The organism is Streptococcus sp. 2021WUSS126, assembly GCF_044427255.1.
GTDB classification, from domain to species: Bacteria; Bacillota; Bacilli; order Lactobacillales; family Streptococcaceae; genus Streptococcus; species Streptococcus hashimotonensis.
Window position 1 is genome coordinate 81,442 of the sequence record NZ_JAOTGI010000002.1, and the last position, 24,640, is coordinate 106,081.

A 24,640-nucleotide genomic window follows, 5' to 3' on the forward strand; every position below is an offset into this window, starting at 1 on the left:
TTTACAATAGAAGCATGATTAAAATTGAACGTGTAGTAGACATCTTAAAAGCGGATAACAATTTCCGCTATATCATACAGAATAACCAGACTGATAGCACTTGGACGGATGTCCAGTTTGATGCTCTCAGCTATGACAGCCGTTCTGTTAGCCCAACAACCCTCTTTTTTGCCAAGGGTTTGGCCTTTAAGAAAGAATTTCTTGAAAAAGCTATCGAGGCTGGGCTGGCTTTTTACGTGTCTGAAATCGACTATGAGGTCGGCATTCCTGCTATCATCGTCCACGACATTAAGCAGGCTATGAGCCTGATTGCCATGGAATTTCATGGTCATCCCCAGAAACAGCTCAAGCTTCTGGCCTTTACCGGTACCAAAGGTAAGACAACGGCGGCTTATTTTGCTTTTAACATCCTTAAACAGAGCAAGAAACCTGCCATGCTTTCGACCATGAACACCACGCTGGACGGCAAAACCTTCTTCAAGTCCACCTTGACCACGCCTGAAAGCCTGGACCTCTTTGCCATGATGGCGGAGGCGGTCAAGAACGGCATGACTCACTTGATTATGGAGGTGTCCAGCCAGGCTTACTTGGTTAAGCGGGTTTACGGGCTGACCTTTGACGTCGGCGTCTTCCTCAACATCAGCCCCGACCACATTGGCCCCATTGAGCACCCGACTTTTGAGGACTATTTCTATCACAAGCGACTTTTGATGGACAATAGCAGAGCGGTTATTGTCAATGCTGGAATGGACCATTTTGAGGTGGTGAAAGACCAAGTCAGCTCCAAAGACCATGACTTTTATGGACCGACTTCTGAAAACCAGATTAGTCAGTCAGCAGGTTTTGACTTCACAGCGACTGGCAAATTGGCTGGCCATTACGACATCCAGCTCATCGGTGGCTTCAACCAAGAAAATGCCATCGCAGCAGGGCTGGCCTGTCTTCGTTTGGGTGCAAGTCTGGAAGATATTCACACAGGGATTGCCCAAACCAATGTCCCTGGTCGCATGGAAGTCCTGACCCAGCAAAACGGTGCCAAGGTATTCGTGGACTACGCCCATAACGGCGATAGTGTCAAGAAGCTGATTGATGTCGTCTTAGAGCACCAGACAGGCAAGGTCATCCTAATCCTTGGGGCTCCTGGCAATAAGGGAGAAAGTCGCCGCAAAGACTTCGGTCTTCTGCTCAATGACTATCCGCAGGTTGAAATGATCCTGACAGCTGATGACCCCAACCGTGAAGATCCAGCTGCTATCGCTGAACAAATCCGTGCCCACATGACCCGTCCAAGCGACTTTATCTTGGACCGGGAAGAAGCCATTCGCACAGCCATGAACCTGACAAACTCTCCTAAGGATGCTGTCATCATCGCAGGCAAGGGGGCTGACGCCTACCAGATTGTCAATGGCGAAAAGGCCGCCTATGACGGTGATTTGGAAGTAGCAAAACAATATTTGTAACATAGGGTCCTTGTTCACAGACAAGGACTTTTTTATAACGATTCTCATTAAATTAAAATTTTCAGAAAACTCTTTGTTTTGGTAAATTTTTTTGATATAATACTGGTCGGAACAAAATATTAATGAATCATATTCTGGAAAGGAGGAGTTTGTGTCTTCTATTCAAGCGGAAGATATCCAAGTCTCTTACGACAATCGGATTATTATTGATGAATTATCAACAAGTATTCCAAAAGGAAATATAACGACGATCATTGGTGCCAATGGCTGTGGAAAATCGACCTTGCTTAAGGCGTTAACAAGGATTATCCCTGTTCAAGAAGGGGCTATCTATTTAGATGGACAAGCCATTTCACAACTGCCAACCAAGGAAGTCGCAAAAAAATTGGCCCTGCTCCCTCAGGTCTTAGAAGCGACAGAAGGGATTTCCGTCTATGAACTAGTCTCCTATGGTCGCTTTCCGCATCAAAATGGGCTGGGGCATCTCACAGATCAGGATAGAGAGAAAATCAACTGGGCCTTGGAGGTTACTCAGACCGCTCCCTACGCTAGGTTCCCAGTTGATGATTTATCAGGTGGTCAGAGGCAACGTGTGTGGATTGCGATGGCACTTGCCCAAGATACGGATACCATTTTCTTAGATGAACCAACAACCTATCTTGATCTCAATCATCAATTGGAAGTCTTAGAACTTTTAAAAGAACTGAATCAAAGCCGACAGAAAACCATTGTGATGGTCCTTCACGATGTCAATTTATCAGCTCGATTTTCAGATTATATGATTGCCATGAAAGAGGGAGATATTCGCTACCATGGGTCTGTGTCCAATATGATGACAACTGAGATACTGAGGGACATTTTTAGCATTGACCCTCAATTGATGCAGGTTACTGGTCAAGATTACCCTATTTTGCTAACTTACGATTTAAAAAAATAATAAGGAGAAAAAATGAAAAAGTTTTTAGCTATTTTTAGTTTATTTGTTGGGCTGGTTTTCTTAACAGCTTGTTCTACCTCTTCCTCTTCAACAGACGTAGAATTGTCTAGCATGCCAAAGATTGAAGGAATTACTTACCACGGTGACATTCCAAAAAATCCTAAAAAAGTTGTCAACTTTGCTTACTCTTACACAGGCTATCTCTTACAATTAGGAATTGATGTATCTAGCTATAGTCTAGATTTAGAAAAAAATAGTCCGGCATTTGGAGACAAACTAAAGGATGTTCCACAATTGACAACGGCAGATACAGAAGCAATTGCCGCACAAAAACCAGATGTCATTCTAGTATTTGCTGGTGATGATAACTTAGAAACACTGAAAGAAATTGCTCCAGTTATTGAAATCACTTATGGAAAGAGTGACTACCTGAAAATGCTGACAGATGTTGGTCAGATTTTTGGAAAAGAAAAGGAAGCACAAGCCTGGTTAGATCAATGGGATAAGAAAGTTGCTACTGCGAAAGAGGAATTGAAAGGATTGATTGATACAAGTTCAACATTTACTGTCATGGACTTCTTCGATAAAAACATCTTCCTTTACGGTAACAACTTTGGTCGTGGTGGAGAATTAGTCTATCGCGCTCTCGGTTTTGCCGCTCCTGCAAAGGTTCAAGAAGACATCATCAATAAAGAAGGCTGGTTTGGGGTATCTCAAGAAGCTCTTCCAGAATATGTTGGCGACTATGTCCTTGTTAACGTCAATGATAAAACAAAAGAAGCAGCTGCCTCTCTCAAAGAAAGTGATATTTGGAAAAATCTACCTGCTGTAAAGAATGGTCACGTCATCGAGATAGACTATAACCTCTTCTACTTCTCCGATCCGATGTCTTTAGATTTACAAATTGACGCCTTTGTCTCAGAAATTCAAAAACTTCAGTAAAAGGACTGGATATATGAACAAACTAGTAAGTTCTCGTTATCCCAAAACAAAGCCAAAGAATATTTGGCTTGTTTTTTTCATCATCTGTCTTTCTTTCGTAGCTGGAGTCTATCTTAGTTTACGCTTTGGAGCTGTTTCTTATAGCCACCAACAACTGATAGAAACCCTAAAGCATCCACTGACAGATTCTTCCGCTCAGGATGTTATCATCGATTTACGTTTACCTAGAATGGTAGCCGCCATCTTGGTGGGAGCTGCCATGGCTCAAGCTGGGGCAATGATGCAAGGAATTACACGCAATCCGATTGCTGATCCTGGCTTATTAGGAATCAATGCTGGCGCAGGACTGGCTCTCATTGTTGCCTATGCTCTATTCGGTGGTTTGCACTACAGTCAAATTTTATTAATATGTTTACTGGGCTCCTGTCTGGCAGCCGGTCTAGTCTTTGGTCTAGCTTATCAGGTACAAAAAGGCTACAATCAACTGCGGTTAATTTTATCTGGTGCCATGGTAGCAAGTCTATTTTCTGCTATTGGTCAGGCTATTACTATCTACTTTGATTTATCAACTGCAGTGATTGGCTGGCAAGCAGGGGGATTGGTACAGGTAAACTGGAAGATGCTGGCCATCATCGCTCCTCTTATCATCATTGGCCTCATCCTTGCTCAACTCTTTTCACATCAGCTAACCATCCTGAGTCTCAACGAAACCGTTGCTAAAAATCTAGGGCAACGAACCTTACTGATGACCTTGATTTTGTTGGGAATTGTCCTTCTACTCTCAGCTTCTGCGGTAGCTCTTGTGGGCTCACTTTCTTTTGTCGGGCTCATTATTCCTCACTTTATCCGCATGTTTACAGGGAAAAATTACAAGCTACTCTTGCCATTAACTGCCTTTGCAGGGGCTAGTTTCCTCATCTGGGTAGATTTGGTTTGCCGTTCTATCAATCCACCTGTTGAAACTCCCATTAGCGCAGTCATCAGTATCATTGGTCTCCCTTGCTTCCTATGGTTGATTAGAAAGGAGAAACACTTTTGATAAGACATCACAACTCTCTAAAAATATTCACATTCCTACTAATCCTTTTATTTGTCATTTTCCTCCTTTCCTTATCTATCGGCTATAGCAATTCATCCTTTTCGGATCTCATTGACATCATGAGTGGTCGTGCCAGTTCATCGACTCTACTTATCATTGGGCGAATTCGCTTACCTAGAATAATCGCCTCCATTATCGGAGGGGCTTCTCTGGCTTTGGCGGGTTTGTTGCTACAAACATTAACCCGCAATCCTCTGGCAGATTCTGGAATATTAGGAATCAACGCAGGAGCTGGTCTTGTTGTGGCACTATTTGTCGGTCTCTCTTCAAAAATCAGCCCTGTCTTATTGAGTCTCATGCCTCTATTTGCTATGATGGGTGGTGGATTAACCATTTTTCTAGTTTACTGGATTGCACGTAAAAAGCTGTACGGCATCCATCCTGCACGCTTAATTATCACGGGAGTTGGAATTTCGAGCATGTTATCTGGTATCATGGTTAGCATCATCAGCCAATTAGATGACTTTAAGATGGAATACATTGTCCAGTGGCTCAGTGGTCGAGTAAATGGTGGAGATTGGAAAACTATCGCAATCTATACTCCTCTTCTTCTCTTGGTATGGCTGGCAACATTTAGTCGAAGTCGCTCACTCAATATTATGAATCTAAACGACCAGACAGCCATGGCTTTGGGACTCCACTTACAGCGTGAAAGGCGGATTACCTTGGTATTGGCTACCGCCCTAGCCTCTCTTAGTGTCATTTTAGTTGGTAATATCACCTTCGTTGGTCTCATTGCTGGTCACATTGTGCGCAAATGGTTAGGAAATGACCATCGTGTCATCATTCCAGCTACTATGATAATAGGAAGCTTCATTCTACTTCTAGCGGATACCATAGGACGAATACTACTTGTCGGAACAGGCATCCCAACCGGCATCATCGTCTCCCTTATCGGCGCTCCCTATTTTCTGTGGTTACTAAAACAAGAAGGCTAGATGACTCCAGCCTTCTTATTATTTTTCTAGGTAAAGTTCAATATCCTCTTTAAGTTTTAATGGACTAGTCGTTGGTAAATAGCGTTTGACCACACGCCCTTGTCTATCGACCAAAAACTTGGTAAAATTCCACTCGATTCGACCTCCTAATAAGGTCGATTTTTCTTTCTTAAGATAGCGATATAGCGGACTAGCTCCTGCACCGTTCACTTCAATTTTTGCAAAGCGAGGAAAGGTTGTTCCATAAGTCAAACTACAGGTCTGATTGATTTCTTCAGCAGAACCGGGAGCCTGATTTAAAAATTGATTGCAAGGAAAATCGAGCACGACAAAACCCTTTTCTTTATAGCAACCATATAGATCCTGTAGTTCCTTGTATTGAGGTGCCAACCCACAACCTGGTGCCGTATTGACAATCAAAAGCACCTGTCCTTGATAATCAGCCATGGCCTGGTCTGTGCCATCTTGTTTTTGTACTGTAAAATTATAAATGCTCATTATATATCCTCCTCTAGTCAAAATAAGTGAATAAATGTTCCAATTCATTTGGAGTGAGTTGTCTGTATGCACCTCGTTCCAAATCCCCCAGCTCAAAACCACCAAAGGAGATCCGCTTGAGATAAGTGACCTTGACACCATAGGCTAAAAACATCTTTTTGACCTGATGAAACTTACCTTCTGCCAGCTTGATGGTCGCTCTGCTATGGTCCAAAGAAGCCTCCAAGACAGTCAAATCTGCGGGCTGGCAACGAGTGCCGTCCAAAAAGGTAACACCTGAAGCAAAAAATTTTGAAGCATCCTCAGCCAAACATCCATTTACCTCCACATAGTAGACCTTGTCCACATGGTAGCTGGGATGGAGCATACGATAACCGAGCGGACCATTGTTGGTAATGAGGACTAGGCCCTCGGTATCCCTGTCCAAGCGACCGACGGGGTAGAGGCCTTCCCTGCTATCTTGTGGGGAAATCAAGTCGATGACTGTCTGATGCTCCTGGTCTGTCACAGCAGAAACGACTCCTGCTGGTTTGTTGAGTAAATAGTAGACCGAGCCTTTTAGCTCGATTTTTCGCCCTGCCACCTGAATCTCTTGGAGTTCTGGGTCAACAATCTGGCTTAAGCTTTGAGCAGGTCGCCCATCAACAATAATCTGTTGGGACTTAAATAATTTCTTTACCTGCTTGCGGGAGCCAATCTGAGCCGCCTCCATACATTTGTCTAATCTCATGGGACTATTGTATCACAAATCATATGGCTTGACTCTTTTAAAAAAAAAACTTTATAATACTAGTTAGTGATATTTTTTTTTACAAAGGAAATCCATAATAGAATTTCCTATTTTTTCAGTAAGGGAGAAAATTCATGGGACTTTTACAAGATGGCAAATGGGTGGATCAATGGTATGACACCAAGTCAACAGGTGGCAAGTTTGTTCGTACCGTAACACAATTTCGCAACTGGATTACAGCTGATGGACAGGCTGGTCCGACAGGAAAGGGCGGTTTCAAAGCGGAATCTGGTCGTTACCATCTCTACATTTCTTTGGCCTGTCCTTGGGCGAGTCGGACCTTAATCATGCGAAAATTGAAGGGTCTGGAAGACCATATTTCCCTGTCAATCGTACATCCGCACATGTTGGAAAATGGTTGGACTTTTGCGGACGGACCTGGTGTTATCAAGGATTCCCTCTTTAACAGCGACTATCTCTATCAGGTATATTTGAAAGCTGATCCACAGTATTCTGGCCGTGTGACCGTCCCTGTCCTTTGGGATAAGGAAACAAATACCATCGTCAGCAATGAATCTGCTGAAATCATGCGCATGTTTAACTCTGCTTTTAATGATATTACTGGAAATTACGATGACTGCTATCCAGCAAACCTGCAAGCCGATATTGATGCCATGAATGACTTTGTCTATCCAAACATCAACAATGGCGTCTACAAGGCAGGTTTTTCAACCAGCCAGGCAGTCTATGAAAAAGAGGTCAAGAACCTTTTTGCCGCCTTAGATAAATTAGAAGAGCATTTGGCAGACAAGGACTATCTGGTGGGCAATCAACTGACAGAGGCTGATATTCGACTCTTTACCACTTTGGTGCGATTCGATCCTGTTTACTTTGGGCATTTCAAATGCAATATCAAGGTCTTGGTTGATTATCCAAACCTATGGAACTATACCAAACATCTTTACAATCATGCTGGTATTGCAGAAACGGTGGACTTCGACCATATCAAACAACACTACTATGGTAGCCATAAAACTATTAACCCAACAGGTATTGTCCCAGTCGGCCCTGACTTTGACTGGACACTTGAAAACTAAAGGCAAGTAGGTTTTACTAAATTCCTCAAACTTTAGCCTCCGATTCCACTTAATTCCTAGAAGTCTATTTAACTCCTGCAAATCTGGACTCTCTTGTAACCTATAGTAATTATCTTGTAGACGTGTCGCCTTCGTACGTTTTAAGCCTCTTTCACTTCTCTCTGGACTAAAAACAAGTTTTTCTCGGGATTCGTACAAAAAAAGCAAGGAGACTTCCTAATTCAAAGCCTTCTTGCTTTTTATTATAACTGTATCTAACTATTTCAAAAATAAGTTTAAATCTCCCTTATATGTAGCCCATTCGGAAGTTATAAATTCTTTTTTTAGCTGATAATGAACAGGTGCTTGTTGTTCTGTCAAGAATGGGTGGATATACTTATCAAGCTCCAGCCAGCCTTGCCAACCGATGTGAATCGTATCTTGCATAAAATAATCTATCCCCCCCTGCTCCGACAAATCAGCAATATGATTGAAACCTTGACTGGTCAACTGATACTTAATCTTTGCTACTGTTGCCCGATACATATCTTTATTGAGACCAGTGTAGTTCATCCAACGTTCATTAACCGGGGGAATTACAAATAGCACATCAGTCTGATGTTTAGCAAATTCATTCAAAACCAGCTGAAAATCATTGTACTCCGGTGATTGCAGATAAGATATTTTTGTCTGGGATTGTTTGAGTTTTTTGATTTTTGACTGAAGACGATTTCTATAAAACCTATCATCAATTTGGAAATCATTTGATTGAGTAGAACGACTCCCGTCCTCATTAGCCACTTTACTCAAGCGGTCATAGGAAAAAGTCTCTGGAAGTTTCATCGCTTCCGTTTCTACCAATCCTAAATTACTACCAGAATCAGCAAAGCGACTAAATAAGGCATCTTGCTTTTCTAATAAATAGGCTTGCCAGTTCAACTGCTCTCTATCCCATTTTGACAATTCCTTACCTCTAGCTACTTTTTGAAACATTCCTGTCAAACTACAGTCTGATTTAAGCTCTAAGAAACGCTTTGCTGCATATCTATCATAGTCATCCTTAGCACTTGTTTGCAGAAAATGAGTGGCTTGATCACTACTAAAATATTGTTCAAATGCCTTAGATGATGCCCCTTTTGGTGAAAACCATTGAGGAGAAACAACATAGATAGCCTGACTATTTTTTAAATGTTCCCCAATCTGTTGCATGCCAAAATATTGTGTCAGCGAAGCTGCACCACGTTGTCCTAACAAATAGGGAGTATACTCTCTCTGATAAGCATCTGCCAACACTGATGGATGCATACTATCAAAACGTGACCACTCACTTGACCCAAAGAAAGGAACAAAACGATGATTTTTGTCTCCCAGAGCCCTATTTTTCTTATATTTGCTCTTAAAACTAATATAAGACAATGCTACTGCATCTTGTTTTTCTTCTTTGAAATTTGGCCGAGAAGCACTCGGGAAAAACAACAAGGTGAGAATAACTAAAAACGTTGCACAAATCACAGGCCCAAAAATTTGCCACAATTGCTTACGCATGCATCAACTCCACAACACCAGAAATGATTTTGTTAGCTGTATTCCAATCTTCACGACCAAACTCTGAAACTGGAACTGTAATATTAAAACGACTTTCTAACTCCACAATAAGTTCTACAGTCCCCATACTATCTAAAACACCCGCATCAAATAGGTCTTCATCCATCATTTCAGATACATCTTCCATAAATAATTCTTCGATAATATTCAATATTGTTTCTTTTACATCCATTTTATATTCCTTTCTACGATTCATATAATCGTTACCTATTGTCTACTTGAACCACAATTTATCTAAAAATCCTGAAAATATCAAGAAAGAGAACATGACCGTATGGAAGGTCACAAACATACCAGCGAAACTCGTCCAACGATTATCCGGCAGTGGTTCTTGCCCAGCTTTTTTTCGAGCTAAATTAATTGATTTCTTCTTACGAATCCAAGCATCATTGATGATCAACCCCAAAGCATGAAAGAGACCATATGCAATATAATACCATGTTACACCATGCCACAAGCCCATCAAGAGCATATTTAGCAGATAGGCAACATTAGATACCGTATTTCGATTTTTGAAAACCTTATGTTTCAACAAAGTCTTAACCAGACGCATGAAGACGAAATCACGGAACCAAAAAGATAAGCTGATATGCCATCGATTCCAAAATTCCTTAAGATCACGCGATTTGAACGGTTGATCAAAGTTAATTGGGCAGCGAATACCCATAAGATTGGAAATACCTATGGCAAACATGGAATAGCCTGCAAAGTCAAAGAATAATTCAAAGCCATAAAGATACATAACTCCAATAGTAGGTAAGTTAAACCATCCACCTTGATCCAAGACTACTGCCTTTAAAGGCTCCAGTAAAGTATGCCCAATAAAATAGGCTAGAATAAACTTATATAAGAAGCCCATCATAATATAATGCACAGTCTGATCGAGCATATTTAATAACTCAGTTCGCTCAGGAATTTGTTTGTAATCTTCCGTAAACCGTCTATAACGATCAATAGGACCACTCGAAATAGTTGGCATAAATAGCAAAAATCGTAAAAAACTCCCTAAACTAAATTCCGTTAGTAAACCGTCCCGCATTTCAATCACCATTCCGACCGACCGAAACGTTAAATAAGAAATACCTAAAAAACCGAAAATTGCCCCATGCTGACTAAAAGTCGGTGCCAACTTTACCCAAGTCAACGGAAAAACAGCTAAACACACGATTAAATAGAAGACCCAGCTTTGATTTGCCCGTTGACGATAATGTTTGTAGAAAAAAATCAACATTGCCTGCCAAATAATATAGGCCAATAAAGACAGCAATTGCATTGTCTTTGTACCTGTAAACATCAAGACAATGAAGGCTAAACTAACACCTGTTTCATACAAGGGGAAACGTTTTTTAAAAAAGAGTCCTATAAAAATTGGTACTAGCGCTAAGACTAGATAGAAAAAGTACAATGGATTTCCATAAGGCTCTAACTGAGGTAGCTGTTTGAAAAACTCCATCATTGAGCATTCACCTCAGCGATCAACCCCTTAATATCAATCTTCCCATTTGCAGTCAAAGGAAGACTGTCTCGATAAATAAACTTCGAAGGCATCATATAATCCATCATCCGTTCTTTTAACTCCTGCTTAATGACCCTGGTTAACTCCAACTCTCGATCGAACTGCTCCATAATCCCTGCTTTAGGGACAACATAAGCTAACAGATTTTGCACTTTATGGTCAGCATTATAACGTGGAACAGCCACCGCAGCCTCAATGTAGGTTGATTTATTTAAGTGTTGGGCAACTTCTTCCAACTCGATACGATAACCATTATATTTAATTTGGAAATCCATACGTCCGCCATAGAGTAACAGACCTTCATCTGTCATCACACCCAAATCCCCAGTATGATAGGCCTGTAAGCCGTCAAACTGGAAAAATGCCGCCTCGGTTCTCTCAGGATTATTCAAATATCCTTTAGAGACAGCAGGACCTGATACAACGATTTCTCCCTGTTGACCATTCGGTACTACTTGACCATCCTCATCCAAAATAAAAGTTGGCGAGTCTGGTTTGGTATAACCAATCGGCAAACGTTTATAATTCACCAGCATCTCATCAGTGATGGCAACTGCTGATAAGGCGACTGTAGCTTCGGTCGGTCCATAAGCGTTAACAATCACAGCTTTTGGAAAACGTTCGCGGAGCTTCTGAGCTGTTTTTACAGTTAACTCCTCTCCATCAAAATAGAAATGCGTCAAATCTGGTAAATGTTCCCCATCAAACTCACGAGATAGCAAAGCCATATCTACAAATGATGGTGTCGAAGTCCAAATCTTAAATGGCAAAGTTTGAATAGCTGCAAATAAGGTCTTGAAATCCAAAGTCAACTCTTTCGGTAGGGCAAATAAGGTCCCACCAAGGGCAAGCGTCGGAGCCCAATACATAACCGACAAGTCAAACGAATAGGAAGGTTGAGCCAACATTTGTGGTCGCTCTGGTAGCGCAAACTCCTTATCCCTTATCATCCAGTTAGTAAAGCTGAGCAAATTGTCATGCGAAATTTGCACCCCTTTTGGTTTACCCGTCGTCCCAGAAGTGAAGATAATATAGTAGGTATCATCTCCGCTTACAGGATGCATCAACTGATAAGTCGATTTCTTCTCAAAAATGGCTTCAACTTCAGACAAACCAAGCACTGGCAAACTTGTCTCTAGCGGAAAGTCTACTACCGCAAACACCAAACTCGGCTCTGCTATTTCCAGAATGGCTTCAATCCGATCCAAAGCAGAATGACTATCTACAGGGATATACGGATGACCAGCCTTGGTTAAAGCAACAAAGATTGCCAACATCTGGTACTCCTGTCCGCCAAAAACAAGGACAGGAGAGTTTGCTGGTAAATCCAAACTATCAATATGGGCTGCTAAAGAATCTGAATCTGCCTTTAAATCCCCATAACTATACAACTGTCCTAGATGATGGTAAACAGGGTAGTCAGGATTTTCTGTTGCAAAATGCTCTACCCGCTCTAACATGCTGCTAATCATTTTTATACTCTCCTCCTTAAAACTCATTATAGATAAATCCTCCCTGTCCAATGTCTAAATAACTATACAGATACAAAAGTAGTAACAATATAAAAAAATAGAACAGGGTTCTACAGATAAATCGTACAACTGGATGTTGCATGTTCTATCTCCTTCCATCTCTTATTCTTGTGAATTGCTTTAAATACAATGTCTAGTCAATCTTGACTTACTTCGAACTCATTATTCATTAAATGATTAATTTTAAATCAACCTATATTTTACCATAATTTTGTCAATTTATTTCTTTTTTCACTAAAAAATACAAGAATATACCTGTTATACAAAGACTGTATTTTTTATCAATGCAATATAAAAAGTTTAGAACAATTACAATATCCTAAACTTTTCACTCTTTAATTTATCTAAGAAAAATTACAACCGAGACTCAAGAAATATGGAATTCGTGTCAACATCCCATTCGCAAAAAATGTGAGGTCTATTACATAATTTCTTGCACAATCTCTGGTTTAGATGCCTAGATCTTTCCAATATTTCATACGCTTTTCATTTGAATAAAGGCTCACATGAACCACTGTTCTCTATCCATATGAAGTCAACGAAAAATAGAAACCTTAGCTAAAAATATTTTTGACAAAAGTTGTAAAACGATTCCAAAGATCCCAAAACCATGAAGAGTTTTCAGGAGTCTTAGATGGAATTTCAACTGGTCCGGTAATACTTATTCCTTGATTTTTGAGATTGGTATTTTCTGGTAGTTTAGCACGTATTGTATAGTTCTGTGAGTTACTATTTCCAAGTGCTTTTCTCAGTGACTCGTCATCTATTGGTTTGAAACCGCGTGACACAGTCTGATCTACTTCATCAATATTGTCATTTGCGTAGGCGGTTGTGCTAGCAAAAGTTGCAACCGCGAGAGTTGTAATGAGTGTTAAAGCTGCTAGTTTTGAATTAGCTTGTTTCATGAAATGTCTCCTTTTACAAAGTATTAGTTTTTTTAATATGAAGGTTTATAAATTAATTGCGCTAAATATTACAAGATTATGAACATTTGAATAACACTTTAATTATTGACTATTTAAATCCAAATAATCTTTGTATACCAAAACCACGACGTACCCCTTTTTCAATAAATGTTTGGAAAACTGTTTTGAATTTCTTCCATAAGTTCCAAAACCAAGAATCAGATGAATTAGCTGAATCAGCATTCTGACTATGAATAGGTCTCAACCCACTGACCCCATTATTCTCAATAGGAGTATCCTTAGTAAAAGCTGAGTATTCCATTTTCATAAACGTTCCATTTCCAATTGGCTTAAGAGCACCTGATGATTCGACATGATAGTCTTGTGCACCTGCAGTTACGCCACCTGCAGTGCTCATCAGAAGAACAAGAGCCATAGCACACAGACCAACTTTATAACTACGTTTTGTTACAATACGTTTCATTTTTGAAATGTCTCCTTTATACAATATTCGCCCTTTTTTAGACAATGTAGTGCCAGTATAGCACAAAAAAATAATGTAAATCCCAACTTTAGAGAAAGATTAGATAAAAAACCATTAAATTCCAAAAAATAAAAATATTAATATAAAAATCAGGAAATAGGATACGCTCCGTTCAAGAGAACCTTGTCTCGAATAAGCGAAGCAATAAAAAAAGAATATCTCTAAAAAATTTAAAACCCTCTATTTTCACAGAGGGCATACTATTTTGAGTTATATTATTAAAGTTATGAATGTATAGATGAAAAAGATTTTTAAGAGGGCAATATATAGAAAATTAAAAATTTAAGAAAGATTAATGAAGGTATGAAGGATTTGCAAATTTAATTGACTAAATATTACAAGAATATAACTCTAGATAGTAAACATTCTACTTAACACCATCCAACTCCACGACAGAACGCTTCCCAGAATGTTTTTACACTACCCCAAAAAGAATCAAACCATGATTTGGTTTCAGATGGTTTAGTTGTAGAATTATTCACAGGTTTCAAAACTATGCTCCCCTGTGCAAAAGACTCCGCTGGAGCTTCCAACAGCCTATACACTTTGATATCACCTCGGGTTTCGACACTGTAGGTCTCCGTACTTGCATGTGCAGTTGCGCCACCTGCAGTGGTCATTAGCAAGGCCAAAGCCATGGCACTCAAACCAATTTTATAACTACGTTTTGTTACAAGTTGCTTCATTGTTGAAATATCTCCTTTATACGATATTCGTCTCTACAAGTGATAGTATAGCACAAACAGACAACTCAAATTCCAACTTTAGAAAAAGGTTAGATAAAAAACTATAAAACTCCACGATATGGAAATATTAATATAAAGATAAAAAATACACATGCAATGTTTGTGGTTCAAAAAACTTGTCTCGAATAATTGTGATAATAAAGAAAAAATATCTCTAAAATGTTTAAAACCCTCTATTTTCATAGAGGGCATACTAATTCGAGTTATATTATTAAAGTTATGAATGTATAGATGAAAAAGATTTCTAAGAGGGTAATATATAGAAAATTAAATAATTTAAGAAAGTTAGTGAAGTATGAAGGATTTGCAAATTAATTGACTAAATATTACAAGATTATAACTCTATGTTACTTACTAACTTTGAGCCCAGTTAGTCCCACAGAACAACATAATGCATTCCAGAATGTTTTTACACCACCCCAAAATGAACCAAACCATGATTTTTGTACAGAAGGGGCTACTTGAGGCATAGGTGAGTTGATAGACTCTAAGTTGTGAACTCCACCATTTTGAAAACCTTGATTTTGGGCTGGAGTTGCTAGAAGGACACTATCTCCTCGTTCTGAAATATTGCCTGTTGATGTTAGTCGTTGCTCTGCATTTACAACTGCACCACCTGCAGTAGTCATCAGCAATGCAAGTGCCATAGCGCATGCGCCAACTTTATAATTACGTTTTGTTACAATATGTTTCATGATGAAACATCTCCTTTGTATAGATATTTGCTTCCTCCTATCGGAAACGTAGTAACAGTATAGCACAAAAAAATAACTCAAAAACCAACTTTAGAAAAAGATTATATAAAAACCAGAAAACTACCTGAAAAAATAAAAACGTTATACAAAACGTAGAGAAAATGATACTGTTTCGCCTATTTCACTTGTTCCTATCAATTTTCAACATGATAAAGGATAGCAATACCTCTTGTTGAAAGTTTCTCTCAAATCCAACTTAATGTTATAATCCATTCAATATATAACAACTGATATGGATTATCAGAATAGCAAAAGGCATGCCCTTAAAAATATAAGTTGCATGCCTTTTCACAATTTTTGTCAAATTCATAATGGGAAAAGAACCTAGATTCATTCAGAAATTATACTTATTGTACTGTTACAACCAACTTTATGTCTAAGAATAATCGTTTACAACATACTACACTAATTTACTTGCTGCGGCTTGGTCGAGGATAAGAACGACATCGTCATGGTTTTGGAGGACGCTTGCTGGGACATCTTCTGTCACAGGACCTTCCACAGTCGCCTTAATGGCATCAGCTTTTTCCTGACCATAAGCCATGAGGACAATGGTCTTGGCTGCCATAATGTTGGCGATGCCCATTGAGATAGCTTGTTTTGGTACATCTTCTGGATTGTCAAAAAAGCGTGCATTGGCTTCAATGGTTGATGGCGCCAAATCAACCAGATGGGTCTGACCATCAAATGGAGCACCTGGTTCGTTGAAACCGATATGGCCGTTGCGTCCGATACCCAAAATTTGGAAATCAACTGGATGTTCAGACAGAATTTTATTGTAACGTTCTGTTTCAGCAGCTACATCTGTCGCCAAACCATTCGGTAAATAAGATTGTTTAAACGGTTTGGCATTGAAAAGATTTTCCTTCATAAAATGGATATAGGATTGGTCGCTCTCCTCACCTAAACCAACATACTCATCCAAGTTTACAGATGTCACATCTGAAAAGTCTAAATCCGACACACGAATCAATCTGTAAAATTCTAACGGACTGGAGCCTGTTGCCAAACCTAATACCTTGGCACCTCCGTTCATTTTTTCTCTCAAAATGTCTAATGCTACAGTTGCTCCTTCAACTTGATTGTTTACTACATGAATTTTCATAACACACCTCTTTGGTCTATACCATTTTGTTTTTTCTTTATTATATGGTATAGACCAATTTTTGTCAAGAATTTATACCTATAGAGTATTAAATAAACACAAATAATTTTAAATCTCTTCCCATCCATCAAGACTAAAGTGTCTAACTATGATATAATACATTTATGACAGATGTGCTTTTTTACTTATTTTTTATTGGTATTCTGTTCTGCCTTACTGGCTATTTTATTTCTAAATCAAAGGTCCTAAAGTTTATTTTCTACCTGATTGGTAGTCTATTGGTGGCTTTGCCATTTGCCCTATTGATTTATTTTACCTATATTTTATTTTAGTCTAAGGAGTGAATATGAATACTGCAGATTTTGATTTTGATTTACCCGAAGAGCTTATCGCTCAAGTTCCCCTTGAAAAGCGCGACAGCTCTAAACTATTGATCCTCGACCGCGAAAAACGGAGCATGGTTGACAGTCACTTTGACCATATCATCGACCAGCTGAATCCCGGTGATGCTCTGGTCATGAACAATACACGTGTTCTGCCTGCCCGTCTCTATGGCTACAAGCCTGAAACCATGGGACATGTTGAGCTTTTGCTTTTGAAAAATACCCAAGGTGATCAGTGGGAAGTGCTTGCCAAACCAGCAAAACGCCTGAAAGTCGGTACCACAGTTGCCTTTGGTGACGGGCGATTAACTGCTACTATCGTAGAAGAATTAGAACACGGTGGAAGAATTGTTGAATTCTCTTATGAAGGTATCTTCCTTGAAGTCTTGGAAAGCCTAGGCGAAATGCCACTTCCACCTTACATTCATGAAAAATTAGAAGACCGTGAACGCTATCAAACAGTTTATGCCAAGGAAAACGGTTCTGCCGCAGCTCCAACTGCTGGACTACATTTCACCCAAGAGTTACTCGAAAAAATCGAAGCTAAAGGAGTGAAACTAGTCTATTTGACTCTTCACGTTGGGCTTGGGACCTTCCGACCAGTCTCTGTTGATAACGTTGATGAGCATGAAATGCACTCGGAATTCTATAACCTATCAGCTGAAGCTGCTCAAACCCTCAATCAGGTCAAAGATAGCGGGGGTCGTATCGTCGCAGTCGGCACGACATCCATCCGCACCCTCGAAACCATCGGTAATAAATTTGATGGCCGTTTGGAAGCTGATTCTGGTTGGACAAATATCTTCATCAAACCTGGCTACACCTTCCGAATCGTTGATGCCTTCTCAACCAATTTCCACCTACCAAAATCTACTTTGGTTATGCTAGTTTCTGCCTTTGCAGGTAGAGAATTTACCTTAGATGCCTATAAACATGCTGTTGAAGAACGCTACCGCTTCTTTAGTTTTGGGGATGCAATGTTCATTCAATAGGCTGTTATCACCAAATTATTCTGAGTTCAGATTTTATTTTCCTTACATCTCAAGGAGGGCCCTATGAACAAGATTGAAAGTCGCCATCAGCTGATCCTGTCTCTAATCATGGAGAAGAAAATACATACCCAGCAGGAATTGCAAGAATTACTAGAGGTCAACGGAGTCTCCGTCACCCAATCTACCCTCTCCCGTGACATCAAGATGCTCAATCTTGTCAAAGTCAACGAAGATGATTCTTCTCACTATGTCATCAACCCCATTGCTCCTACTCGCTGGGAAAAACGACTGCGACTCTATATGGAAGATGCTTTGGTCATGCTAAAACCTATCCAACATCAAGTGGTTCTCAAGACCCTACCTGGATTGGCTAACTCATTCGGTTCTATTTTGGATGCCATGGAGATTCCTCAAATTGTAGCGACCGTCTGCGGTGACGATGTCTGTCTCATCATTTGTGAAGATGTCGAGGGGGCACAAGCTTGCTTCGAGCACTTGAAACAGTTTACTCCACCATTTTTCTTTAGTAAATTATAAAAATTTGTGTTCACAAACAACATACTTAATTTTAAAGATAATTTTTCAAATAAATATCAATAACTTCCCTTTATACTCATAAACGAAAATCTCCCGTAATAAGATTTATTACGGGGGATTTTTAGTAGTTGATAAAAATTATCCTGTTATTCATAGCCTTCTAGTTTACTTTTTGTACAAGGCAATGAGCTACATGCTATACTTGGGTACGGCAAAGCGAGTGAAAGAAAAACTAAATGACTATATCATTACAATTAGAAAGCCCTGAACATTCACTCAAATGGCTATGTTACTCCTCTTTCCTCCGACGAATAGCAGCTGCTAGGCCGATAAGTCCAAGAAGAGTGAATCCAAGACCATCTACTGCGCCTGTATTTGGCAATTCTTTCTTCTGAGAAGCTACTTGCTTGGAATTTGACTGCTCACTGCTTGGTTTTGATACGAGAGATAAAGGTGTGACAGATGGTCCATAGTTTGAGGTTAGGTATCCCTTAAAGGCAGGGCGTGGTTCTGCTTGGACACTTTTTCCTTTAGCAGTAATCAGAGGTAGCTTGCCTTCTGGTAAGGGCTCCGCTTTGACGCTGTCTCCTTTTGCTGTCACAGGAACTAACGCTTCACGCGCTGCTTTTACTTCTGCCAAGTAACCATCAACAAATGCTTGGTTATTTCTACTTAGTTTCCAATCAATCTTGTTCAAGACCTCTTTTAAAGTCGCCACGCTATCTGGTGTATAGGAATTTAAATCAGTAGGAATCTTCCCAACTTCTTCTCGCAAATCTCGGTACTCTGCCAAAAAATAATCAGAATTGTTTTCCGTAAAGCTGTGCAAAAGTTTTTTAATTGAGTCATAGCTGTAAGGCTTGCTTGGGTCATCTGCCCATACCGCAACCATACTACCGATAATGGGTATCTTAGTATTCTCAGATTTCGGTACTTGATCAAACCTTGTAGATTTAGTTCCTCGAAGACCTTGATCAAGGTTATACCATCCCAAACCTTCTGCTTCACGTCCAATAACATAGTACCAAGCATCATTTGTATTAAGAATTTTATGCCCTTTTTCATGAAGGAATTTTGAGGAAGCAACATCATATCCTCCCCAACCTCCTGTCCAGAAAGAAGCAATAATGTCTTTATCAAAAGTACCCGAACTAGTATCGTGGTTATAATAGATACCATCATTGAAAGCCATTGGCTCTAAACCATGCTTCTTGACGATAGCTGCTAAATCATTGGCATATTGAATAAACTTACCATAATCACCTTGTGTCTGAAGAATGTGCCATCCAGAAGCATTTGTAGCATCGTTAGCATACTCATCTAAGCCAATATTGAAAATTTTAGATTTGCCTGCAAAGTAACTAGCATATTTATCAATTAAGGCTTTAGTAAAAGCAACTGCTTGGTCATTTTTTAAATCAACTGTACGTGCAGATGTTTTGCCATTATAACTAAATTTTGGCGATTTTATCCCCAATTCTTCCATTGCTTCTACAATCGCATCCATATGCCCTGGGCTATTGATAGTTGGAATAATGGAAATATTTTTTTCCTTAGCATAAGCAAGGATATCATCCATCTCACTCTGACTTAAGGTTGTACCGTTTGGATCGTCATAATAATGCTTATTACCATTTATTATTGCTTTTCTAACTGCTTCACTGTCATACACCTTATCTCCAACGGTCAAATTCATATCATCTAATAAAAATCTCAGACCATCATTTCCCAATAAGAGGTTCATATCCGTGTAACCATAAGAAGAAATTAAATCAATAATCTCCTTTATCTGATTTACAGAGAAATACTTGCGACCGGCATCGAGTGAAAAGACTTTAGACAAAGCTAGTTTTTCTTGATCAACAATAGGTTTTTCTGGTTCTGCTTCAGGATGAGTAGCTACAAAAGTTACTTTTGCTAACTGAACATCACTGGCTTGCAGACCTTTCTCTGTTCCATCTTCCAACTTATAGGAAATACCTTTGACCGTTGGAAAGACGATCTTCACAAATTTAGTACCTTTTCGAATGTTGCGAATATCAAATGTAGTGCGTGCATAAGCTGGGGTTGCTTCTACGAAATTATCCACTACAGTAACATTCTCTTTATTCCAGCTTTTGCCATCAACAGATGAATACACAGTGAAGTCAATTTCACCGTCTTTTGCATTTATCAAATGTTTGCGAACAGATTTTCCTTCATTAGCCCCTGCTTCTTTATTATAGACAGAATAGTCTTCAAGTGTTTTGTAATAAGTCGTTAAGTGCAAAGCCTCTGGATTAGCAATCTTGTAAACTAGTGCATTTTCGCCATCACCATCAGCATAGAGCCTGCTTGTTTCGTAACGTGGTTGACCTCCATAGTAGAAATTATTTTTGTTTTCATGAGCTGCTTTCCCGTTAGAGACTGTTACGAGGTGACCAAGTTTTTGCTGCGGCTTAATGACATAATCATTAGGCTTGGCATCATCTAGATTATCAAAACGTACCTTACTTTGATCTGCTTTTTGATAAATTCGAACCCAATCAACCAAGTACTCACTATCCTGTTTAGTCATGTTGCGTTTGTAATCAACATCACCAACCCAGCCATCACCAACTTGGGTTTCCAGTATTGGGAACATAGGGCGGGTGTGCATACCATCCCGATCCTTACCACGGTCTGTTTGAAAAACAAATTTTCCATCAATATACCATTTGATGACATCTGGAGTCCATTCGACTTCGTAGACATGGAATTCCTGACTCCAAGCTTCGTAATTCTTATAAGCTGAGCCATCAGATTTTTTATTTTTTGCCAAAATACCAAAATGGTTAGTTGTCCATGCATCCCATGGATTTTGACCAAGGTATTCCAAAACGTCAATTTCGTCATGCCCGGTCTCATCCTGTGCCAACATCCAAATAGCAGGCCAGATTCCCTTAGAGTCATTTACCTTAGCTCGAACAGCCATTCGACCAAATTGGAAAGAATACTTATCTTTAGATTCTAGGCGACCAGAAGACCATGTTACTTTATCTGGTAATTCTTTATCATCATACCGATCGTGCCCAACTGCTTCAACCAAAGCTTTTTTATCCTTATGGTTCGTGCTACGGATAGACAAATAGCTCTTGTCGCCATCTTTTTTGATAGAAACTGCTTTACGATTGTATATAGCCGCATGATTCCACATGCCATCAATAATTTGCCATTTACTTTCATCAATCTTGTCGCCATTAAATTCATCAGACCAGACTAATGTATCGTATTCAGATTTTGGTGGAACGTATTCTGGAGCAGATTCGTCATAAGATTTTCCTCGTCCCATAATCTGAATTTCTGAATAGCGAAGAGGAGTATCATCTACGCGAGTACCTCTAAAGCGAACATAACGCGCTTTAGAGTTCTTCGGAGTTTTAATCGTTATGATCTGTTCCTTGTCAATGGTGAAATTTTCATTCTTATAGATTGTATTATAATTATTACCATCATTATAATCATCATCCAAATCTATCCGGAAATTACGATACTCTCCAGGAGCTAACTGAACCTTGATTTCCTCAATAGTATAGACATTTCTAAATTCATATTGAAGATAGGCCTGGTTCCCTATTGATTCTTGAGTAGTATAATTCTCGTCGAACTTGCCATCGTTAATGGCTTCTGGATTAGTTGGAGCCTTACCATAGAAATATGGTTTTTTCAATTTAGCGAGGTTGACTAGCTCGGTTTGTGGTTCTTCATTCGTACCAGCATCTGCTTCAACCTGCGCAAAGACTTCTATCTCGTTAAAGAGAACGCCATTACTATATCCCTTCCAGGAACTGTTTGTATTTTGGATATAATGCCCCCGTCCCCAAATACGAATATAACGAGCATTGATTGATGTTGGCAATTGGATGACTTGAGGCTGTCCTTTATTTGCAACTGTTTCTTCTACATCTGCCTGTTTGAAAATGACTTCTGTGGTTTCAGGAGAAAAATCTGCACTTGTAGACAATTCCACTTTAACATCTTTAAAAGTAGACACTGCATTATCATAAGTATTACGATGAATTTTTACAATATGGACGGGAACTTCCTTTTCAAAATCATACTGAACGTAAACATGATCCCACTTGGAGTAACCGTTATCTGATTCGCCAGTTTCTTTACCAGCAATGATTTTGGTATTGCTATTGGCATCATCGCTACTACCGTAAGCACTCCCATCTGTAGCTGCATCTGGATTTTTTATAGAAACAGAAGGGACCGTTGATAATTCAGAAACCATCTGATGCTGGCTGTTAGTTACGGGCTTTTTCCCTTCTACCACATTTTTCTCAACTACCTTTGGTTCCTCCTGTTTTTCTTCTGGAGTTGAAGGTTCTGTTTCAGTTGATGGAGTAGCTTCCACAAGTGGTTTTGCTTCAATAGCAGGTGGAGTTTCATTGTTGATTGCTACTGGTTCTCCCTGAGATACCTCCTCTGCTGCAACGGTCTGTCCTGCCCATACCAAAAAACTGGTACAGATGAGAAGCTGACCAAGGATGACTTTTTTCGTAAACTTACTTGTTTCTTTTTTCATTATTTCCTCCTATAAAGTCTGCAAGTTTATCCTACCTATAGCCAAAATAAAGCAGTTTGTAAACCTTTTTAGCCTCGTATAAGACTCAAAATTCAGTTTACTGGTTGATGTGCGATCGCATTTTCTGTCACAAATATAACATGTAAGCGTTTTATTGTAGAATAGTCTAACTTGACTTATTCTATATGCAGATGGGGTCTATTTCTAAAACAGCATATAATAAGTCACACTTTCATATATTTTTGTATACTTCTTGTAAACAGTGACACATTTCTATCTCATCTTTTTAATGGTATTCTTCATAAAAAAAGCCCTCAGATATTTCACTAAGAGCTTTTAAACTGTATTTTAATATTCAATGCTGATAATGGCTATTCCGCAGCTAGGCGATAGACTGCCTCAGCATAAATATCCATTGTTTTATATAAGTCTGCTAATGGCATGCGTTCATTTTCCTGATGCTCTGTTTGTTCTGTATCTGGGAAACATGCACCAAAGGCCACACAGTTTGGCATAGTACGAGCAAAGGTAGCCCCACCTGACGAGATTGGCTCGCTTGTCAAATCTCCTGTCTTATCTTGATAAACAGACATGAGCGTAGATACCAGCTGGCTGTCTAATGGCACATACAAGGAAGCAAGGTAGTCGTACTCTTCATAGGTCAAGCCACATGATTGCGCTTTGGCTTGTAATGTAGAAACTAGGGCTTCTTTATCCGCAGTGACAGGAATACGAATGTCCAAGCGAATTTCTGATTTTTTTGCGCTAATGGTTAGACCTGCAATATTGAAACTGAGTGTCCCTGATGGTTCATCAGTCACATCACCAAAAAGCTTAAATCCTGTGGCATCTTCACCAACTTCATTGACGATAAAGTCCAAGGCTGGATGGCTTTCGAAATGTTCCAAGGCCTTTGCCAAACGAACGATGGCATTGACCCCCTCGGCAGCATCCTTGGCGTGCCGCGAAATACCAAGAACCGTTACTTGATCATCTTTTGTTTCATAATCAAAGCCTAATTGATCTAATTCCGCAATAACTCCCGCTAATAAATGACCAGAATAGCTTGCCTTGGCAGGTACTACGTTATAGGCAGTTCCCGCTTCGATACTCAGACAAGGGTGACCTGGACCATGCAATTTGGCCTGTAGCAATCCTTTTTCAGCATAAGTCAAAGGGAAGGAAGAATCTGGTGCAAAACCCATAGTTGCCACTTCTTCCAACTGATTGTAGCGGTTCATACACCGCCATAAGGTCTCTTCATCTGTTCCAAAAATGAAACGAATCCGTTTGTTAAATTGGACTCCCGCATCAAGAAGTGCTTTTACTGCAAATAAGGCCGCCATCGAAGGACCTTTATCATCCTGAACCCCGCGTCCAATAATATAGTCTCCCTCTACCACAGCCTCAAAAGGTGGCGTCTGCCATTGACTAAGATCACCAGCAGGTACCACATCTAAGTGGCAAAGGATTGCTAATAATTCTTCGCCTTGCCCAATTTCAGCATAGCCATAATAGCCAGCAGGGTCTAAATAAGTTTTAAAACCCATTTTTTCTGTCAATGCCAACGTGTGCTCCAGAACATCCTGAATCGCTTGACCAAATGGCGTATCTGCCTGATGTTCTTGCAAAACAGAAGGAAAAGCAACCAGTTCTTGGATGGCTTGAATACATGCCTCCTGATGCGATGACTGAATAAAACTTGTTCTCATTGTGTCCCCTTTCAACATAATAAGATATGATATATTTTATAGCACTATTCTATCATAAAAGGAAAAACTGAGCCAAATT

The 24,640-nt window shown here is 39.6% G+C and carries 22 protein-coding genes; 8 read left to right on the forward strand and 14 right to left on the reverse strand.

Annotated elements, in window-relative coordinates:
• Window positions 1–14 precede the first annotated feature (14 nt).
• The 5 genes from ODU39_RS01625 to ODU39_RS01645 all read left to right on the forward strand — a co-directional run bounded on the left by ODU39_RS01625 (window position 15) and on the right by ODU39_RS01645 (window position 5,376).
• Window positions 15–1,460, forward strand: coding sequence for a UDP-N-acetylmuramoyl-L-alanyl-D-glutamate--L-lysine ligase (locus ODU39_RS01625; protein ID WP_398579709.1), 1,446 nt, complete (start codon window positions 15–17; stop codon window positions 1,458–1,460).
• Window positions 1,461–1,611: 151 nt separating this feature from the next.
• Window positions 1,612–2,397 carry an ABC transporter ATP-binding protein gene (locus ODU39_RS01630; protein ID WP_398579710.1) on the forward strand — a complete coding sequence of 262 codons (786 nt, stop codon included), beginning with the start codon at window positions 1,612–1,614 and terminating at the stop codon, window positions 2,395–2,397.
• 12 nt (window positions 2,398–2,409) lie between these two features.
• Window positions 2,410–3,339, forward strand: coding sequence for an ABC transporter substrate-binding protein (locus tag ODU39_RS01635; protein WP_398579711.1), 930 nt, complete (start codon window positions 2,410–2,412; stop codon window positions 3,337–3,339).
• Window positions 3,340–3,352: 13 nt separating this feature from the next.
• Window positions 3,353–4,378: an iron ABC transporter permease gene (locus tag ODU39_RS01640; protein WP_105243424.1), complete on the forward strand. Its 1,026-nt coding sequence runs from the start codon at window positions 3,353–3,355 to the stop codon at window positions 4,376–4,378.
• On the forward strand, window positions 4,375–5,376 hold the full coding sequence (locus ODU39_RS01645; protein ID WP_398579712.1) for a FecCD family ABC transporter permease: 1,002 nt from the start codon (window positions 4,375–4,377) through the stop codon (window positions 5,374–5,376). The genes ODU39_RS01640 and ODU39_RS01645 overlap by 4 nt, the downstream gene beginning before the upstream one ends.
• Window positions 5,377–5,394: 18 nt before the next feature.
• On the opposite strand, the gene ODU39_RS01650 is transcribed toward ODU39_RS01645, so the two are convergent.
• Both ODU39_RS01650 and ODU39_RS01655 read right to left on the reverse strand, forming a co-directional pair.
• Window positions 5,395–5,874: a glutathione peroxidase gene (locus tag ODU39_RS01650; protein WP_105139421.1), complete on the reverse strand. Its 480-nt coding sequence runs from the start codon at window positions 5,872–5,874 to the stop codon at window positions 5,395–5,397.
• Window positions 5,875–5,887: 13 nt separating this feature from the next.
• Complete coding sequence (locus ODU39_RS01655; protein ID WP_398579713.1) at window positions 5,888–6,604, reverse strand: pseudouridine synthase; 717 nt, start codon at window positions 6,602–6,604, stop codon at window positions 5,888–5,890.
• A 134-nt stretch (window positions 6,605–6,738) separates the two neighbouring features.
• Here ODU39_RS01655 and ODU39_RS01660 point away from each other — a divergent pair, with 134 nt between their 5' ends.
• Window positions 6,739–7,701 (forward strand): glutathione S-transferase family protein, encoded by a 963-nt coding sequence (locus ODU39_RS01660; RefSeq protein WP_398579714.1) that lies wholly within the window; start codon window positions 6,739–6,741, stop codon window positions 7,699–7,701.
• Window positions 7,702–7,959: 258 nt separating this feature from the next.
• Here ODU39_RS01660 and dltD read toward each other — a convergent pair whose 3' ends face one another.
• The 10 genes from dltD to ODU39_RS01710 all read right to left on the reverse strand — a co-directional run bounded on the left by dltD (window position 7,960) and on the right by ODU39_RS01710 (window position 16,388).
• Complete coding sequence (gene dltD, locus ODU39_RS01665; protein ID WP_398579715.1) at window positions 7,960–9,225, reverse strand: D-alanyl-lipoteichoic acid biosynthesis protein DltD; 1,266 nt, start codon at window positions 9,223–9,225, stop codon at window positions 7,960–7,962.
• Complete coding sequence (gene dltC / locus ODU39_RS01670; protein WP_002937198.1) at window positions 9,218–9,457, reverse strand: D-alanine--poly(phosphoribitol) ligase subunit DltC; 240 nt, start codon at window positions 9,455–9,457, stop codon at window positions 9,218–9,220. The genes dltD and dltC overlap by 8 nt, the downstream gene beginning before the upstream one ends.
• Before the next feature lie 42 nt (window positions 9,458–9,499).
• Window positions 9,500–10,741 carry a D-alanyl-lipoteichoic acid biosynthesis protein DltB gene (dltB, locus tag ODU39_RS01675; protein WP_398579716.1) on the reverse strand — a complete coding sequence of 414 codons (1,242 nt, stop codon included), beginning with the start codon at window positions 10,739–10,741 and terminating at the stop codon, window positions 9,500–9,502.
• Window positions 10,738–12,273: a D-alanine--poly(phosphoribitol) ligase subunit DltA gene (dltA, locus tag ODU39_RS01680; protein ID WP_136647366.1), complete on the reverse strand. Its 1,536-nt coding sequence runs from the start codon at window positions 12,271–12,273 to the stop codon at window positions 10,738–10,740. Before dltA ends, dltB begins: the two co-directional genes overlap by 4 nt.
• A 16-nt stretch (window positions 12,274–12,289) precedes the next feature.
• Window positions 12,290–12,415: a teichoic acid D-Ala incorporation-associated protein DltX gene (dltX, locus tag ODU39_RS01685; protein ID WP_002937209.1), complete on the reverse strand. Its 126-nt coding sequence runs from the start codon at window positions 12,413–12,415 to the stop codon at window positions 12,290–12,292.
• Window positions 12,416–12,887: 472 nt separating this feature from the next.
• On the reverse strand, window positions 12,888–13,238 hold the full coding sequence (locus ODU39_RS01690) for a hypothetical protein (protein ID WP_105249515.1): 351 nt from the start codon (window positions 13,236–13,238) through the stop codon (window positions 12,888–12,890).
• Between the two features lie 109 nt (window positions 13,239–13,347).
• Window positions 13,348–13,722, reverse strand: coding sequence for an SSU0592/SSU0593 family protein (locus ODU39_RS01695; protein WP_044768161.1), 375 nt, complete (start codon window positions 13,720–13,722; stop codon window positions 13,348–13,350).
• A 431-nt stretch (window positions 13,723–14,153) separates the two neighbouring features.
• Window positions 14,154–14,468 (reverse strand): SSU0592/SSU0593 family protein, encoded by a 315-nt coding sequence (locus ODU39_RS01700; RefSeq protein ID WP_105249516.1) that lies wholly within the window; start codon window positions 14,466–14,468, stop codon window positions 14,154–14,156.
• A gap of 407 nt (window positions 14,469–14,875) precedes the next feature.
• Window positions 14,876–15,223 (reverse strand): SSU0592/SSU0593 family protein, encoded by a 348-nt coding sequence (locus ODU39_RS01705; RefSeq protein ID WP_398579717.1) that lies wholly within the window; start codon window positions 15,221–15,223, stop codon window positions 14,876–14,878.
• Between the two features lie 460 nt (window positions 15,224–15,683).
• On the reverse strand, window positions 15,684–16,388 hold the full coding sequence (locus tag ODU39_RS01710; RefSeq protein ID WP_398579718.1) for a glucosamine-6-phosphate deaminase: 705 nt from the start codon (window positions 16,386–16,388) through the stop codon (window positions 15,684–15,686).
• A gap of 346 nt (window positions 16,389–16,734) precedes the next feature.
• Here ODU39_RS01710 and queA point away from each other — a divergent pair, with 346 nt between their 5' ends.
• Window positions 16,735–17,763: a tRNA preQ1(34) S-adenosylmethionine ribosyltransferase-isomerase QueA gene (gene queA / locus ODU39_RS01715; protein ID WP_024400153.1), complete on the forward strand. Its 1,029-nt coding sequence runs from the start codon at window positions 16,735–16,737 to the stop codon at window positions 17,761–17,763.
• Between the two features lie 63 nt (window positions 17,764–17,826).
• Window positions 17,827–18,300 carry an arginine repressor gene (locus ODU39_RS01720; RefSeq protein ID WP_002941715.1) on the forward strand — a complete coding sequence of 158 codons (474 nt, stop codon included), beginning with the start codon at window positions 17,827–17,829 and terminating at the stop codon, window positions 18,298–18,300.
• A 289-nt stretch (window positions 18,301–18,589) separates the two neighbouring features.
• Here the strand turns inward: ODU39_RS01720 and ODU39_RS01725 are convergent, their stop codons facing one another.
• Complete coding sequence (locus ODU39_RS01725) at window positions 18,590–22,849, reverse strand: family 16 glycosylhydrolase (protein ID WP_398579719.1); 4,260 nt, start codon at window positions 22,847–22,849, stop codon at window positions 18,590–18,592.
• A 371-nt stretch (window positions 22,850–23,220) separates the two neighbouring features.
• The gene (locus tag ODU39_RS01730) at window positions 23,221–24,561 is read right to left on the reverse strand and encodes a dipeptidase (protein ID WP_398579720.1); all 1,341 of its coding nucleotides are present in this window, start codon (window positions 24,559–24,561) and stop codon (window positions 23,221–23,223) included.
• Window positions 24,562–24,640 lie beyond the last annotated feature (79 nt).